The 13,758-nt window shown below is 71.2% G+C and carries 16 protein-coding genes; 6 read left to right on the plus strand and 10 right to left on the minus strand.

Annotated features, from left to right (window positions below):
- Window positions 1-4: 4 nt before the first annotated feature.
- From JGR64_RS03085 to purM, 3 genes are read right to left on the minus strand one after another with little or no spacing between them, the layout of a single operon-like run.
- Window positions 5-778 carry a DUF3108 domain-containing protein gene (locus JGR64_RS03085; RefSeq protein WP_233348307.1) on the minus strand — a complete coding sequence of 258 codons (774 nt, stop codon included), beginning with the start codon at window positions 776-778 and terminating at the stop codon, window positions 5-7.
- A 10-nt stretch (window positions 779-788) separates the two neighbouring features.
- The gene (gene purN / locus JGR64_RS03090; RefSeq protein WP_199375059.1) at window positions 789-1,475 is read right to left on the minus strand and encodes a phosphoribosylglycinamide formyltransferase; all 687 of its coding nucleotides are present in this window, start codon (window positions 1,473-1,475) and stop codon (window positions 789-791) included.
- 6 nt (window positions 1,476-1,481) lie between these two features.
- Entirely contained in the window at window positions 1,482-2,525 is a 1,044-nt protein-coding gene (gene purM, locus JGR64_RS03095; RefSeq protein ID WP_234446990.1) for a phosphoribosylformylglycinamidine cyclo-ligase, read from the minus strand.
- Between the two features lie 114 nt (window positions 2,526-2,639).
- Here purM and JGR64_RS03100 point away from each other — a divergent pair, with 114 nt between their 5' ends.
- The 3 genes from JGR64_RS03100 to hda are packed head-to-tail and all read left to right on the plus strand — an operon-like array spanning window position 2,640 to window position 5,574.
- The gene (locus tag JGR64_RS03100; protein ID WP_199375168.1) at window positions 2,640-3,707 is read left to right on the plus strand and encodes a DUF2066 domain-containing protein; all 1,068 of its coding nucleotides are present in this window, start codon (window positions 2,640-2,642) and stop codon (window positions 3,705-3,707) included.
- Entirely contained in the window at window positions 3,704-4,882 is a 1,179-nt protein-coding gene (locus JGR64_RS03105; RefSeq protein ID WP_199375061.1) for an AI-2E family transporter, read from the plus strand. The genes JGR64_RS03100 and JGR64_RS03105 overlap by 4 nt, the downstream gene beginning before the upstream one ends.
- Window positions 4,879-5,574, plus strand: a complete 696-nt coding sequence (gene hda, locus JGR64_RS03110; RefSeq protein WP_199375062.1) for a DnaA regulatory inactivator Hda — start codon at window positions 4,879-4,881, stop codon at window positions 5,572-5,574. The genes JGR64_RS03105 and hda overlap by 4 nt, the downstream gene beginning before the upstream one ends.
- A 13-nt stretch (window positions 5,575-5,587) precedes the next feature.
- On the opposite strand, the gene rnk is transcribed toward hda, so the two are convergent.
- The 3 genes from rnk to JGR64_RS03125 form a co-directional block, all read right to left on the minus strand.
- The gene (rnk, locus tag JGR64_RS03115) at window positions 5,588-5,998 is read right to left on the minus strand and encodes a nucleoside diphosphate kinase regulator (RefSeq protein ID WP_199375063.1); all 411 of its coding nucleotides are present in this window, start codon (window positions 5,996-5,998) and stop codon (window positions 5,588-5,590) included.
- A 145-nt stretch (window positions 5,999-6,143) separates the two neighbouring features.
- Window positions 6,144-6,947 (minus strand): M15 family metallopeptidase, encoded by an 804-nt coding sequence (locus JGR64_RS03120; RefSeq protein ID WP_199375064.1) that lies wholly within the window; start codon window positions 6,945-6,947, stop codon window positions 6,144-6,146.
- Between the two features lie 9 nt (window positions 6,948-6,956).
- Window positions 6,957-7,511, minus strand: a complete 555-nt coding sequence (locus JGR64_RS03125) for a hypothetical protein (protein WP_199375065.1) — start codon at window positions 7,509-7,511, stop codon at window positions 6,957-6,959.
- A gap of 83 nt (window positions 7,512-7,594) precedes the next feature.
- Between JGR64_RS03125 and purT the strand changes: the two genes are divergently transcribed.
- Both purT and JGR64_RS03135 read left to right on the plus strand, forming a co-directional pair.
- A complete protein-coding gene (purT, locus tag JGR64_RS03130; RefSeq protein WP_199375066.1) occupies window positions 7,595-8,806 on the plus strand; it encodes a formate-dependent phosphoribosylglycinamide formyltransferase in 1,212 nt (403 codons plus the stop codon).
- Window positions 8,807-8,840: 34 nt separating this feature from the next.
- Entirely contained in the window at window positions 8,841-9,320 is a 480-nt protein-coding gene (locus JGR64_RS03135) for a hypothetical protein (protein WP_199375067.1), read from the plus strand.
- Between the two features lie 36 nt (window positions 9,321-9,356).
- Here the strand turns inward: JGR64_RS03135 and JGR64_RS03140 are convergent, their stop codons facing one another.
- The 3 genes from JGR64_RS03140 to JGR64_RS13825 form a co-directional block, all read right to left on the minus strand.
- Window positions 9,357-10,592, minus strand: a complete 1,236-nt coding sequence (locus JGR64_RS03140) for an endonuclease/exonuclease/phosphatase family protein (protein ID WP_234446991.1) — start codon at window positions 10,590-10,592, stop codon at window positions 9,357-9,359.
- Window positions 10,593-10,600: 8 nt separating this feature from the next.
- Window positions 10,601-11,350, minus strand: coding sequence for an arginyltransferase (locus JGR64_RS03145; protein ID WP_199375068.1), 750 nt, complete (start codon window positions 11,348-11,350; stop codon window positions 10,601-10,603).
- A gap of 151 nt (window positions 11,351-11,501) precedes the next feature.
- Complete coding sequence (locus tag JGR64_RS13825; protein WP_233348308.1) at window positions 11,502-11,882, minus strand: hypothetical protein; 381 nt, start codon at window positions 11,880-11,882, stop codon at window positions 11,502-11,504.
- Between the two features lie 42 nt (window positions 11,883-11,924).
- Between JGR64_RS13825 and JGR64_RS13830 the strand changes: the two genes are divergently transcribed.
- On the plus strand, window positions 11,925-12,206 hold the full coding sequence (locus tag JGR64_RS13830; protein WP_233348309.1) for a hypothetical protein: 282 nt from the start codon (window positions 11,925-11,927) through the stop codon (window positions 12,204-12,206).
- Window positions 12,207-12,588: 382 nt separating this feature from the next.
- Here JGR64_RS13830 and JGR64_RS03155 read toward each other — a convergent pair whose 3' ends face one another.
- A complete protein-coding gene (locus tag JGR64_RS03155) occupies window positions 12,589-13,722 on the minus strand; it encodes a sigma-70 family RNA polymerase sigma factor (protein ID WP_199375070.1) in 1,134 nt (377 codons plus the stop codon).
- Window positions 13,723-13,758 lie beyond the last annotated feature (36 nt).

Raw genomic sequence — 13,758 nt, forward strand, 5'->3', positions numbered from 1 at the left:
GCATCTATTGCACTCCTTGGTAAGCGGTCAGCTGCAGGTCGATGGCGTCTTCGCCATCCTGCCGCTGCAGGATGCGCACGGGCGTGGGAACGCCACGTGCCACCCAGAAGATCGTTTCATCATTGCCGCCATTGGTGCGTGAAACACGCATGGTGTCGTATGCGAGGCCGTCGACCACGACGTTTTCGGTGTCGGTGGAAACGGCGTACTCGTGATCGCGCACGCGCCCGCCGTCGACGAAGCGGTAATGCAGCGTGCGGCCCGGCGCGGCATCGCGGACGATCGCCAGGTTGATCAGCAACCCGCTCATGTCGCCCTCGTGCAGCGCCACCGGCGCGCGGCGCTCCTCCTTGATGTCGCCCGTCCAGCGCGCCTCGCGCTTGCCCCAGTCGTAGCTGCCATGCACCTTGCGGCCGAAGAACAGCGCCTTGCGCACCGTGCTCTGGCTCAGCGGTCGGTACTGCCCGTCGCGTTCGTCGAACAGCGTTTCCTGGTCGATGTCGAGCTGCACCAGGCGCGCCATGCCTCGGTTGCCGGTGATGTCGAGTTCGACGCGCCAGTGCCCAGGCTCGCGCGCCAGACGCATGCTGGCGGTGCCTGCGGGCTTGCCGGCGTTGCGCGCGTCGTAGGTCGCGACAAAAGGCGACAGTGCCGGGCGCTCGCCGTCAACGGGCGCTTCAACGGGGCCCGCATCCTGCACGCGCCGCGCTTCGACCGACGCGGCCGAAAGCAGCAGCGGGAACAGGCACATCGCCAACAGGGCGGGAGAGGTCTTCATCGGGCGGCCATCATGCTGTCAGGCGGTTGGCTGCCAGCTGAAGCGGTGTGTCCAGCGGTACGCCGTCGAGGCGGACAACATTGCCCTGCAGCGTGAGACGGCCTCTGCAGAGCAGCTCCAAAGTCGCCACCAGCAGGGGGTATTCGACCACCAGGACGCGTGCGGCGAGATTCGCGGGGTCGTCATCCGGCTGAACCGCGACCCGCGCCTGCGCGATCACCGGGCCGCCGTCGAGGTCGGCGGTGACGAAATGCACGCTTGCGCCGTGCTCGGCCACGCCGGCCGTAATCGCGCGTGCGTGCGTGTCCAGGCCCTTGAAGGCCGGCAGCAGCGAGGGGTGGATGTTGACGATGCGGCCTGCCCACGGCGCCAGTACGTCGGCTCCCAGCAGGCGCATGTAGCCGGCGCAGACGATGAAGTCCGGCTGCAGCGCGGCGACCTCGGCGAACAGCGCGGCATCGAAGGCGTCACGCGATGCGAAGTCGCGTGGTCGCAGGGCGAGTGCCGCAATGCCGGCGTCGCGCGCGCGCGCCAGCGCAGGTGCCTTCGGCCGATCACCCAGCACGCCCACGATGCGTGCGTGCAGGCGACCGTCGGCGATGGCGTCCAGCAGCGCCTGCAGGTTGCTGCCGCGTCCCGATGCCAGGACCACCAGTCGCGGTGGCGCGGCCGCTGCATCCGGCGTGGCCGCGGCCATGGGGCGTCAGCCGATGAGCACGCGCGGCGCATCGCCGGCGGCAACGACTTCGCCGATGCGCCAGTGGGCGAGTGCAAGGCCGTCGAGCTGCGCCTCGATCGCCGCGGCGCGCCCCGGCGACACCACCAGCACGAAACCGATGCCGCAATTGAACGTGCGCCACATCTCTTCGCGCGCCACCGCGCCTTCGCGCTGCAGCCAGTCGAACACCGCGGGCATCGTCCAGCTGGACGCGTCGATCCGCAGGCCCAGGCCGTCGGGCACCACGCGGATGATGTTCTCGGTCAGTCCGCCGCCGGTGATGTGCGCCATGGCGTGCACGGCATCACCCTCGGCGCCGCGCAGCAGTTCGAGGATCGGCTTCACGTACAGCGCGGTCGGTGCCATCAGCGCATCGTCGAGGCGGGTGCCGCCGAGGTCGAGGTCGCCGGGACGGCCGGCGCGGTCGTAGATGCGCCGCACCAGCGAATAGCCGTTGGAATGCGGGCCGCTGGACGCGATGCCGATCAGCAGGTCGCCGGCCTGGACGCGGCCGCCGTCGCGCAGTTCGGATTTCTCCACCGCGCCGACGGTGAACCCGGCCAGGTCGTAGTCGCCCGGCGCGTACATGTCGGGCATTTCCGCCGTCTCGCCGCCGATCAATGCGCAGCCGGCCATCTCGCAGCCGCGCGCGATGCCGCCGACCACCGCCACCGTGGTGTCGATGTCGAGCTTGCCGGTGGCGAAGTAATCGAGGAAGAACAGCGGTTCCGCGCCCTGCACCAGCACGTCGTTGACGCACATGCCCACCAGGTCGATGCCGATGGTGTCGTGGCGGCCGAGTTGCTGCGCGAGCTTCAGCTTGGTGCCCACGCCGTCGGTGCCCGAGACCAGCACCGGCTCGCGGTACTTGCCGGACAGGTCGAACAGCGCGCCGAAGCCACCCAGCCCGCCCATCACCTCGGGACGGAAGCTGCGCTTCACCAGCGGCTTGATGCGCTCGACGACTTCATTGCCGGCATCGATATCGACGCCTGCGTCGCGGTAGGTCAGCGGGGTAGGGGTGGTCACGATGGCTCGCCGGAACGGGGAAACGGCGATTTTAGCAGTCCCGGACAGGCCTTCATGGACGCCACGCGCCCACTGCGGCACCATTTCGCCATGAACCGGATCCTGGAAACGACGATGTCGAAGGCGTGGCTGCTGGTGTTGCTGGTCGCACTGCTGGTTCCCGGATGGGCGCAGGCGCAGCGCATGGAAGGCGATCGCGCCGGCGCGCAAGGGCTTTACGAGGCCGAGGTGACGGTTGCCAGCCAGGCTGAAGGCGCGCGCCAGTCGGCGTATTCGCGCGCCCTGGCCCAGGTGCTGGGCAAACTTTCCGGCGACCGCAGCGTCGCCAGCCGCCCGGGCGTGGCGCGCGAACTGCGCCGTGCCGGGGATTTCGTGGCCGGCTACGACTACCGCCAGGACGAGGGCCGTTCCGCCGCGGGCGCGCCCACCTACACCACCACCCTGGTGGTCCGGTTCCGCGAGGACGATGTCAACGCCATCGCCGGGGCGCTGGGGCTGCCGATGTGGCCCGAGCCGCGCCCGAAGCCGGTGCTGTGGCTGGCGATCGACGACGGCAGCGGCCCGCGGCTGGTGGCGCTGGCGCAGAACACCGTGGCGCGGCCGGTGCTCGACCGCGCCATCGAGCGCGGCTACCGCCTCGGCCTGCCCAACGGCAGCGCCGCCGAACAGGCCGCGGTCGGCGCCATCTGGCGTGGCGACACCGCGGCGATCGCACGCCTTTCCGCGCGCTACAACCCGCCGATGCAGCTGATCGGCAAGCTCTACCGCGGTGCCGGCGGCTGGAAGGCCGACTGGGTATTCGTGGACGGCGGTCGCGTGCTGTCGAAGTGGACCACCGAGGAAGCCAGCGCCCGCCGCGCGATTGCTGGCGGTGCCGACGGCGCCGCCGATGCGCTCGTCCGGCGCTACGCCAAGGCCAATGCCGTCGGCGAGCCGGGCGTGCAGCACGTGGTGATCACCGGGATCAACGGCGCCAATGATTTCGTGCGCCTGTCGTCGTGGCTGCAGTCGAACTCGGTGGTGCGCGGCATGCGCCCGGTGCGCGCCACGGCCAACTCGCTCGAGCTTGAGCTCGACCTGCTGACCGGGCTGCCCGGCTTCCGGCGCGTGCTGGACGGCGACGTGCTGGCCGAGTCTCCGGACAACATCGAAGGCGCGCCGCCGGTGTTCATCCTGCGATGAATCCTTCCTCGCCCGACGGGCCCGATGCGGTGATCTCGCGTTTCCTGGTGCGCCTGCAGCGGGCGGCACTGCTGCTTGCGCTGGGTTGGCTGGTCTGGCTGCTCGCGCCGGTGCTGACCCCGTTCGTGCTCGCCGCGATGCTGGCCTGGCTGGGCGATCCGCTGGTCGACCGGCTCGAGGCGCGCGGACGCTCGCGCAACGTGGCGGTACTGCTGGTGTTCTCCGCGATGCTGCTGGTACTGGTGCTGGCGCTGGTGATCCTGGTGCCGATGATCGTGCGGCAGGTGTCCACGCTGGTGGACTCGCTGCCCGGCTACGGCGACTGGATCCTGCAGACCGCCTTGCCCTGGGTTGAAGCGCGCACCGGGCTGGACATCCTCGGCTGGCTCGACCCGGAGCGCCTGGCGGCCTACGTCCGCGAGCACTGGGAGCGCGCCGGCGGGATCGCTGCCACCGCGCTGGGTTACGTGTCGCGGTCGGGCTTCGCGGTGCTCGGCTGGGTGACCAACCTGGTGCTGCTGCCGGTGATCACGTTCTTTTTCCTGCGCGACTGGGACCGCATGGTCGAGCGCGTGGCGGCGATGATCCCGCGCGACCATCTCGATACGGTGTCACGGCTCGCGCGCGACTCCAGCGAGGTGCTGGGCGGTTTCCTGCGCGGACAGTTCCTGGTGATGCTGATCCTCGGCGTGATGTACGGCGTCGGGCTGTGGGGCGTCGGCCTGGAGCTTGGCGTGTTGATTGGCCTGATCGCCGGCCTGCTCACCTTCGTGCCGTACCTCGGCCCGGCCAGCGGCATCGTGCTCGGCGTGATCGCGGCGCTGGTGCAGTTCGGCGACTGGCAGCACGTGGCCGGGGTGCTGGTGGTGTTCGGCATCGGCCAGGTGATCGAAAGCTACTGGCTGACGCCCAAGCTGGTGGGCGACCGCATCGGCCTGCACCCGGTGGCGGTGATCTTCGCGGTGCTGGCCGGCGGCCAGCTGTTCGGGTTCCTGGGCATGCTGCTGGCGCTGCCCGCCGCGGCGGTGGCGAACGTGCTGCTGCGTTTTGCCCATGAGCGCTACACGGCAAGCCGCCTGTACGCGGGCCAGGCACCTGCGATCGTGGTTGCGCCGGCAAGGTCGGTGATCGTGTCGCCCGACGGCCAGGCCGGAAAGGACAGCGGCGGCGCGTGACCAGGCAGTTGCCGCTGGCGCTGCGCTATCCGCCGGACCAGCGATTCGACACATTCGTCGGCGCGCCGGCCGGTGCGCTCGACCAGGTGCGCGCGCTGGCCTTGGGCGACGGCGGTTGGCTGTACCTCTCCGGCGCCGCCGGCACCGGCAAGACGCATCTCGCGCTTGCGGCTTGCGCCGAAGCCGAAGCGCAGGGCCGACGCACCGCGTATCTGCCGCTGGCCGCGGCCGCGGGTCGCGTGGGCGACGCGCTGGAGGCGCTGGACGGCATGGCGCTGGTCGCGCTGGACGGCCTGGAAGCCGTCGCCGGCGGGCGAGACGACGAGATCGCGCTGTTCGATTTCCACAATCGCGCGCGCGCCGCCGGCAGCCAGGTGCTCTATGCCGCGCGCGCCGCGCCGGATGCGCTGCCACCGGGGCTGCCGGACCTGCGGTCGCGGCTGTCGCAGTGCGTGCGCATCACGCTGCAGCCGCTGGATGACGATGGGCGTGCCGAAGTGCTGCGGCTGCGCGCCCGGCGACGCGGGCTGCAGTTCGACGAGGCGGCGATCGCGTGGCTGCTGAGGCGGACCGGGCGTGACCTGGTCGGGCTGACGGCGCAGCTCGATGCCCTGGACCGGGCATCGCTGGCGGCGCAGCGGCGGGTGACGGTGCCGTTCCTGCGCCAGGTGCTGGGTCCCGACGCCGCCTAGGCGCCGGTGCCGCTCAGCGGTGGTACTCGCCGGCCCGTTCGGGCTGGTAGGTGACTTCTTCGATGCGCACCTTGACCGTGCCGCCGCCGGGCTTGGGCCATTCCATCTCGTCGCCCTGCGACAGGCCGAGCAGGGCGCTGCCCACCGGGGCCAGCACCGAAATGCGGTCGGCGCTGCCGTCGGCATCGCGCGGATAGACCAGGGTCAGCTTGAAGTCTTCTTCCGGGCCGACGCGGAAGCGCACGGTGGAATTCATGGTGACAACGGTCGGCGGCACGTCCTTCGGGCCGACCACTTCGGCGCGCAGCAGCTCGGCCTCGAGCGCCGCGCGGCCGGGGAAGGTGCCGTCCGGGAGGGATTCGAGCAGGCTTTCCAGGCGCTCGGCGTCCAGGCTGGACATGATGATCTTGGGTCGGGTTTCCACGCGTGCTTCTCCTGCATGTGGGCCTGCCGCCAGCAAGACGCCCCGGGTCGACTGGCGTCGGCCCCGGGGCGCGGAATGGTCGGCGGCAATGATTTCCTTGGACTCCACTGTAGCGGGAGCCGGCGGCGAGCTCAATCGGTGCCGCTCAGCCCTGGAAGCACCAGTGCCAGGGTTCGTGGACGATCCCGTGCGGGTTGTCGCGCGGATAACTCATGGTGAAGCCGTGTCCGCCCGCGTTGGTCGCCAGCCAGGCGAACGCCGGGGTGGCTTCGAAGGATTCCTCGGCAGCGGGCTCACCGGGGGCGGAAATGTCGAGCGCCTGGCCTGAGTGGTGCTCGGACCAGCCGGGTGCGGCGTTTACCGCAAGGATCGCGTCGAGCGCCAGCCCGCGCGCCAGCTTCCGCTCGAGGATGCCGAGCTGGTAATCGTGGCTGCGGTAGCCGGAGATCGCTTCCAGCACGATCCCGTCGCGCAGCGCGGCGGCGGCCATGCTGCGCCAGGCGCGGGCAGCGTCGGCGCGCAGCCACAGCGCGCGGCGATAGCGGTCGTGGCCGGCGTGGGCCAGCCACGCGGGTTCCGGCACCAGCGCCAGGCCGGTGCGCGCGGCGTAGGCGTGGCCGTCGATGCCGAGCGCCTCCAGCCTTGCCTCGATCCGCTGCACGGGGAGCGTGGCGACCGCATCCAGGCCGGCGCGCTCATGGTGGACAGGATGCGCGAGGGCATCCAGGGCGGCATCGATGCCGGGTTCGCGCGCCAGCCGCGGCACCAGCGCGAGCAGGCCTTCGGGAAGCTCCGCGGCAAGCAGGGCACCATCACGCTTGCGGCGCAGCACGGTGCGCGCGCCGGCCAGTGCGCGGGCGTCGCGATTGCCGCGCGCACGCAGCACCCCGCCGGGCCAGAGTTCGATATCCGGGGTATTGAGCAGGATCCGGTCGCTGCCGCGGCGCATGCGTGCGGCCTAGGCGGCGACGCCGGCGTCGGCGTCGGTGTCGACATCGGGCAGCGCGTCGGGCGCGGCTTCGGGGTCGGCATGCGGCGCGTCGGCATCGTCCGCGGCGGGCGCAGGTTTGGCCTGCGGGCCTTCATCGAGGCTGTAGAACAGGCCTTCGATGCGGCGGTCGGGCCCCACGGTGATCGAGGCCTGCATCACCAGCTGGCCGCGCTGGACGGGTACTTCCACCACCGCGGCGTCCCCGATCCGCTCGACCCGCGGCTCCCCGCGCGTGCTTTCTGGCGCGCGGCGCGCGTAGGCGGCGTGCGTCGCCTGCAGGTCCTCCACGCTCAGTGTGTTGCGCAGCTCCACCGAGAATGCTTCGTGCGCCTCTTCCACCTGGCCGGCATCGAACAGGTCGAGGAAGCGCGTGGCGATGGCGACCGCCTCGTCGTCGCTCACGGGCGCGGCGGGCTTCGCGCAGGCCGTGGTGGCCAACAGCAGGCTGGCAACGAAGCCGGCGACGGCGAAGCGTGCAGCGCGGCGGAGACGGGCAGGGCGGCGGGCGTCGATGGAGGTCATCTGGATCCTCTGGCGTGGGGATGCGGCGATCAGGGGTCGATTGTGCCCCATACACTATCGTCCCCTCCCAGCCAGGAATCCGGATGATCCGCCTCGGTACGCCGCTGTCCGCCCATGCCACCCGCGTCCTGCTGCTCGGTTCGGGCGAACTCGGCAAGGAAGTCGCCATCGAACTGCAGCGGCTGGGGGTGGAAGTGATCGCCGCCGACCGCTACGCCGACGCGCCGGCCATGCAGGTCGCCCACCGCAGCTACGTGCTGGACATGCTCGATGGCGACGCGGTGCGCAAGCTGATCGACCGCGAGCGGCCGCACATCGTGGTGCCGGAGCTCGAGGCTATCGCCACCCGGACGCTGGTCGAGCTGGAGCGCGAATCCGCCGCCGCGGTGGGCGAGGCCGGCGCCCTGCGCGTCGTGCCGACGGCGCGCGCGGCCTGGCTGACGATGGACCGCGAAGGCATCCGCCGGCTGGCCGCCGAAACGCTGGGCCTTGCGACATCGCCGTACCGCTTCGTCGACACCCACGCCGAGTACCGCGAGGCCGTGGCCGCGATCGGCCTGCCCTGCGTGGTCAAGCCGGTGATGTCGTCGTCCGGCAAGGGCCAGAGCACGCTGCGCGTGGAGGCCGATATCGATGCCGCCTGGGACTACGCGCAGCGCGGCGGCCGCGCCGGCGCCGGCCGCGTGATCGTCGAGGGCTTCGTCGACTTCGACTACGAGATCACCCTGCTGACCGTTCGCCACGCGGCCGGCACCACGTTCTGCGAGCCGATCGGGCACCTGCAGCGCGACGGCGACTACCGCGAAAGCTGGCAACCGGAGCCGCGGATGACGCCCGCGGCGCTGGCGCGCTCGCAGGCGATCGCGCGCGCGGTCACCGACGATCTTGGCGGCTGGGGCGTGTTCGGCGTGGAGCTGTTCGTGAAGGGCGACGACGTCTGGTTCTCGGAAGTCTCGCCGCGACCGCACGACACCGGCCTGGTCACCCTGGTCTCGCAGGAGCTCAGCCAGTTCGCGCTGCATGCGCGCGCGATCCTCGGGCTGCCCGTTCCGGTGATCCGCCAGTGGGGGGCGTCGGCGTCGTGCGCGGTGCTGGCCGAAGGCCATGGCGTGCCGGAGTTCGGCAACGTCGATGCCGCGCTGCGTGCGCCCGACACCGCGCTGCGCCTGTTCGGCAAGCCGCGCGTCGAGGGACAGCGCCGCGTCGCGGTGACCCTGGCGCGCGCAGCCGACATCGACACCGCCCGTGCGACCGCGCGCGACGCTGCTGCGGCGCTCACCGTCGAGCTGCGATGATGGCCACCAGGCAACCGACAGGAACCGACCCGCGATGAAAGGCCGTGACGGCTATGCCGTGTTCTTCTTCCCGCAGGCGCTCGAAGCGCTTGGCGAGGCCATCAAGCCCTACATCCAGGACAACCCGGTGGTTGGCCAGCATCTGTCCTGCGACGAGATCGACACCGGCGGCGGCCTGATCGAAATGACGATGAAGGGCCGCATGCCCACCGGCGAGGACGTGACGCTGGAAATGATGGTGCCGGCGTCGATGGTGCGTATGGTCGTGTCGCGCCAGAGCGGCGGCCTGTTCGGCTTCGGACCGCGCACGTACGACGAGGCGACTACCGTGCTGCCGGTTATTGCGGCGCCGGCCCCGCCTGCCGCGGCTCCCGCGCATGCGGTGCCCGATGCCGGTCCGGACGTCGGTGCGGTAGAGGCGACAGCGACGACGGGTCCCGATGTCGGCACCGACGTGGCAGGCGCGCCGGCGGATGCCACAGGCAGCACCGCGGCCAACAAGCCGTCTCCCTGAGACGCTCCGCGCGTCGGCACGCGCGCAGCGCCGGATCTACTCCGCGAGATCCACCCACACCAGGCGGTGGTCGCTGCCGTCGATGATCGCGGCATCGGGCGTGCCTGGCGCGGGCCAGAACACGCCGCTGTCGACCGCGCGGAACCCGGTCGACGGCAGCACGTAATCCAGCCGCAGCGGCCCGACCCGCGCGCCGAAATCGCCGGTGGCATGCACGACCGCACCGCGCCGCCCGGGCTTGTCGGCACCCGCGGCGTAAGGGGCGCCATCGCCGCGCGGCGTGGCCATGCGCAGCACCCGCGGATGCTCAAGCAGTTCGACGATTGCCTCGTGGCGGCCGTCGCCGTCGACAGGATCGTTGTTGAGGTCGCCGAGGATGGCGAAGCGCGCGCCGGCCGCCAGCCCGCCGCAGCGCCCCTGGTCATCGCAAAGCCAGTCCGCGTTGCCTGCCGAGAGGTATTCGCTCCACAGGCGGATCTCGTCGTGGTTGCGCGCGCTGTTGCGGCGCTCGGCGCCGTCGAACACCGGCGGCGTGGGATGCGAGGCCAGCACGTGCACCACGCCCAGCGGCGTGCGCACCGGCACGTCCCAGTGCGACTTGGATGACAGCCGCAGCTGGCTCCAGATGGCGTCGGGATGCCAGGACAGGCCGGTTGCCGGGTCGAGCGGCCGTGCCGCACCCGGCATGGCGCTCCAGCGCAGCAGCTGGAACGTGCGCGCCGCGGCGGCGTCGATCGGATGCATCGACAGCAGCAGCATGCCGTACTGGCCCGGGTGCAGGCCGTAGCCCCAGGCGTCATTGCCCCGCTCGCGGCGCGCGGCCGGGCTTTCGCCGGGCACCGCGGACGCTGCGCCGACCGTGCCGCTGCGGTCGAGGTCCAGGCCGCTGGGCACGCCGGTGTTGACCGGTGCGAAATAGCGGTACGGGTAACGCAGCGCTTCGCCGCCGCCGGCCTGCGGCTGCTCGAGGTAATCGCGCTGGAACAGGTCGGCCGCATGGCCATCGGGGTCATGGTCGAACTCGTTGAGCAGCACGATGTCCGGGCGTACGCGCTGCAGCACCGCGGCCACCTTGCGCGCATCGGCGTCGCCGGCCGCGAGCCGCCGCTGCAGGCCACCGGCGTCGTCGGAATACAGCGAGGCGTTGTAGCTGGCGATGCGCAGGGTGTCGGGTCGGGTCATGGCCTGTCCGGGGTCGCCGTGGACGTTCACGCGCACGCAGCCGGCAATCAGCGCGCAGCACAGCAGCATGGCCCACGGTCGCGCAGGCACGCACGCGCTCATGCGCCGCCTTCCTGCGGAAACGCCTGCCAGCCACGGCCGTCGAAGCGTTCGAGGGGTTGGAACCTGCGCTTGTAATCCATCTTCCGGTGTCCCGATATCCAATAGCCAAGGTAAAGGTGGCGGCGGCCGTCGCGGCGCGCCCAGTCCAGCTGGTGCAGGACCGCCAGCGTGCCGAGGCCGCGCGCGGCCTCGTCGGGGTCGTAGAAGGTGTACACCGCGGACAGCGCATCATCGGCCAGGTCCGTGACCGCCACGGCGACAAGCCGATGGTCGATGCGCAGTTCGAGGAAGCGCCCCTGCGACCAGCTGCCGACCAGGAACTGGTCGAACTCGGTCTTGCCGTGCGCATCCATGCCGCCGCCGGCATGGCGTCCGGTGAGATAGCGGCGGTACAGCGCGAAGCGCTCGTCGGTCTCGCCCGGCGTGGTGATGCGTGCCTCGACGTCGGCGTTGCGCGTCCAGCAGCGCCGCTGGCTGCGATCGGGCGTGAACCCGGCCACCGGAATCCGCACCGCGACGCAGGCGCGGCAGCCGTGGCAGTGCGGGCGATAGACCAGATCACCGGAGCGCCGGAAGCCGCGTTCCAGCGCTCGGGGATAGGCCGCGGGCAGGCGCGGATCGCCCGGGTCGAGCACCAGGTCGCGCGCTTCGCGCTCGGGCCAGTAGCCGCAAGGATGTTCCGCGGTGTGGAACAGGCGCATGGATGCCGACTCAACCATGGTGGCGGGCCGGCTGCGGCGGTGCATGGCGGGCGCGGTGCATGCGTGCAGGATACCGCCGCGCGTCGCAGTGGCTGCGAACCGACCGGCGGCTGAACGCGCCGGGCGCGGCGTCAACCCGGCGGCGCGCCGGGCGTTGACCGGTGCACATGCAGCAATGTCGCTGCGCGCAAAGGAGTCACGCATGAAGCGTCATGCCCTGTTTCTCGCTACCGCCCTCTCCGTCGCTGCCCTGGGCGCGGCGTCCGTCGCCAGCGCGCAGGCCGACGCTCCGGCGCGCAGCACCCAGGCGCAGTCCGACGGCGCCAAACCGGCCGATGCCGGCAAGCGTCCGCAGCGCGGCGGCCACGGCCACCACGCGCGTCGTGGACACGGTCCGGGCATGGGCTTCGGAGGCGGCATCGAACGATTCGACAGTGATGGCGATGGCCGCGTCAGCCGCGCCGAATTCGACGCGGGCCAGGCCGCGCGCGCCGCTGCACGTGAAGCGCGTGCCGCCGCGAAACCGGAGGCCGAAAAGGCCGGGTCGTCGCGTCGCGGATCGCGCCACGATGGTCATGATGGCTCCGCACCGCAGGCGGGCAAGCTCCGCGGCCCGCGCATGGCGATCGATTTCGACGCCGTCGATACCAACAAGGACGGCCAGATCGTGCGCACCGAGGCGATGGCGCACGGCGAGCGCATGCAGGCGCAGATGCGCAGCGAACGCGAGCGCCATTTCAGCGAGTCGTTCACGGCCGCCGACCTCAACAAGGACGGCAAGCTGAGCCGTGTCGAGGTGGACGAGAAGATGCCGCGCCTGGCGAAGCGCTTCGCGTGGATGGACGACAACCGCGACGGATTCCTGGGCAAGGCCGAACTGCAGGCCGGCTCGCACCGCTGAACCGCTGACGGGGTGGCGCCGGGATGCCCGGCGCCGGTGGCCCGCGCTGCAAGGCGCGGGCCATTTTTTGGGCCGGGAGGCCCCTGTGGTGGCCGGGAGGCCTTCGCGGCTCATGTCCCCCGGATCCGCCTGGCGGCGGATGCCTCCTCCTTTACTTCCCCGCGAAGGCCTCCCGGCCACTTCGGGGCTGGGCCGCGGCTGCAGGCACCGGAGAACCAAGCACCAGATCGCGGGGTATGCCTTTGAACCACCGCGTACTGCGGCGTACCGGGTGCCAAGGCCCTTGAGGGGGAAGTCAAGGAGGAGGTGATGGCCGCAGGCCATCGCCGGGGGACATGAGCCCTCAAGGGCCTTGGTACCCGGCGCCCCGCGTCACGTCGCGTCAGCCGTGCAGGTACAGCAGCACGATGCCGCCGATGATCGCGATGTTGCTGACCAGCACGCCGCTGGTGCCGAAGGTGAGGCGGTAGCCGAGCTGCCGCCATTTCGCCCCGCCCGGATGGCGTTGCGCATCGCGGCGCAGCAGCGGCGCCATGGTCTTCTGCATCGGGCCGAGCAGCTGGTAGTTCAGCACCGCGATCGCCGCCAGTGCCAATGCCGACGCCGGCACCATGCTGTCGAACGCGAGCGCCGCGACGAGCGTGGCGCCCACCGCGACCAGCGATGTCCAGAGATAGCTGTGGTAGACGCGGATGACCTCCTCGCGCTCGGCTTCGTTCTCGGCATAGCCGAGCAGCATCCGACGGCACAGCCAGGCGGTGATCAGCGTGGCCAGAAGGCCGCCACCGAGCGCGCCGGCGGTGCCGAGCACGCTCTTGCCGAGCAGGCCGCCGAGCACCGCGGGCGCCGCCTTGGCGAACCCCGTCGCAGCCGCCGGCCGCGCCACGCCCAGCAGCGCCACCACGCCGACGGCGAACGCCGTGCCTGGCGCGCTGCCGCGCGCGAACTCGCTGAAGCGGCCGATGAGGTCTGCGCGCACGCTCTTGCGTGCCCGGGACAGGCGCTTGCGGACCGCGGCGTCGGACAGGCCGAGCAGCGACGCGACCTGGCGCGAATTCTGGCCCTCGCGGTAGTACAGCAGCAGGACTTCGCGGCTTTCCTCGGGCAGTTCCGAGATCAGGTCGGCGGCAAGCTGCTCGCGTTCGGCGTCGAGCAGGCGCTCGTCTGGCAGTGCGGAGGGATCGGCGGCATGCGCGATGGCCAGCTCGGCGGCTTCACCATGGACGTTGCGGTTGCGCTGGCTGCGCAGGTGGTCATAGGCCAGGTTGCGGGTGATCTGCCGCAGCCACGGCAGGAAACTCGCCGGGTTCTGCAGGCGCTTCAGGTTCTGCCAGGCGGACAGGAACGCCTCTTGGGCGATGTCCTCGCTGGCGGTCACGTCGCGGGTGATCGCCAGCGCCACCGCGGTCACGGTGTTCTGGCTGGCGACGATGATCCGACCGTAGGCGTGCTCGCAGCCGTTCGCGGCGGCCGGAAGGTCGCGGTGGATGAGGGCGTCGATCGCGGTGGTGGACATGGGCGGCTCATGGCGGCGCATCGGGGCCGCATCAAT

The organism is Luteimonas sp. MC1572, assembly GCF_016615815.1.
Taxonomy (GTDB): domain Bacteria; phylum Pseudomonadota; class Gammaproteobacteria; order Xanthomonadales; family Xanthomonadaceae; genus Luteimonas.

Excerpts from the sequence above, each read along its gene's own strand:
- purT (WP_199375066.1), top strand. The coding sequence starts at position 7,595 with ATGATCCGCCTCGGTACGCCGCTGTCCGCCCATGCCACCCGCGTCCTG.
- JGR64_RS03155 (WP_199375070.1), bottom strand. The coding sequence starts at position 13,722 with ATGTCCACCACCGCGATCGACGCCCTCATCCACCGCGACCTTCCGGCC.
- JGR64_RS03085 (WP_233348307.1), bottom strand. The coding sequence starts at position 778 with ATGAAGACCTCTCCCGCCCTGTTGGCGATGTGCCTGTTCCCGCTGCTG.
- JGR64_RS13825 (WP_233348308.1), bottom strand. The coding sequence starts at position 11,882 with ATGACCATCGTGGCGCGATCCGCGACGCGACGACCCGGCCTTTTCGGC.
- purN (WP_199375059.1), bottom strand. The coding sequence starts at position 1,475 with ATGGCCGCGGCCACGCCGGATGCAGCGGCCGCGCCACCGCGACTGGTG.
- JGR64_RS03105 (WP_199375061.1), top strand. The coding sequence starts at position 3,704 with ATGAATCCTTCCTCGCCCGACGGGCCCGATGCGGTGATCTCGCGTTTC.
- JGR64_RS03120 (WP_199375064.1), bottom strand. The coding sequence starts at position 6,947 with ATGCGCCGCGGCAGCGACCGGATCCTGCTCAATACCCCGGATATCGAA.
- JGR64_RS03100 (WP_199375168.1), top strand. The coding sequence starts at position 2,640 with ATGTCGAAGGCGTGGCTGCTGGTGTTGCTGGTCGCACTGCTGGTTCCC.
- JGR64_RS13830 (WP_233348309.1), top strand. The coding sequence starts at position 11,925 with ATGGCGATCGATTTCGACGCCGTCGATACCAACAAGGACGGCCAGATC.
- JGR64_RS03145 (WP_199375068.1), bottom strand. The coding sequence starts at position 11,350 with ATGCACCGCCGCAGCCGGCCCGCCACCATGGTTGAGTCGGCATCCATG.
- JGR64_RS03135 (WP_199375067.1), top strand. The coding sequence starts at position 8,841 with ATGAAAGGCCGTGACGGCTATGCCGTGTTCTTCTTCCCGCAGGCGCTC.
- JGR64_RS03125 (WP_199375065.1), bottom strand. The coding sequence starts at position 7,511 with ATGACCTCCATCGACGCCCGCCGCCCTGCCCGTCTCCGCCGCGCTGCA.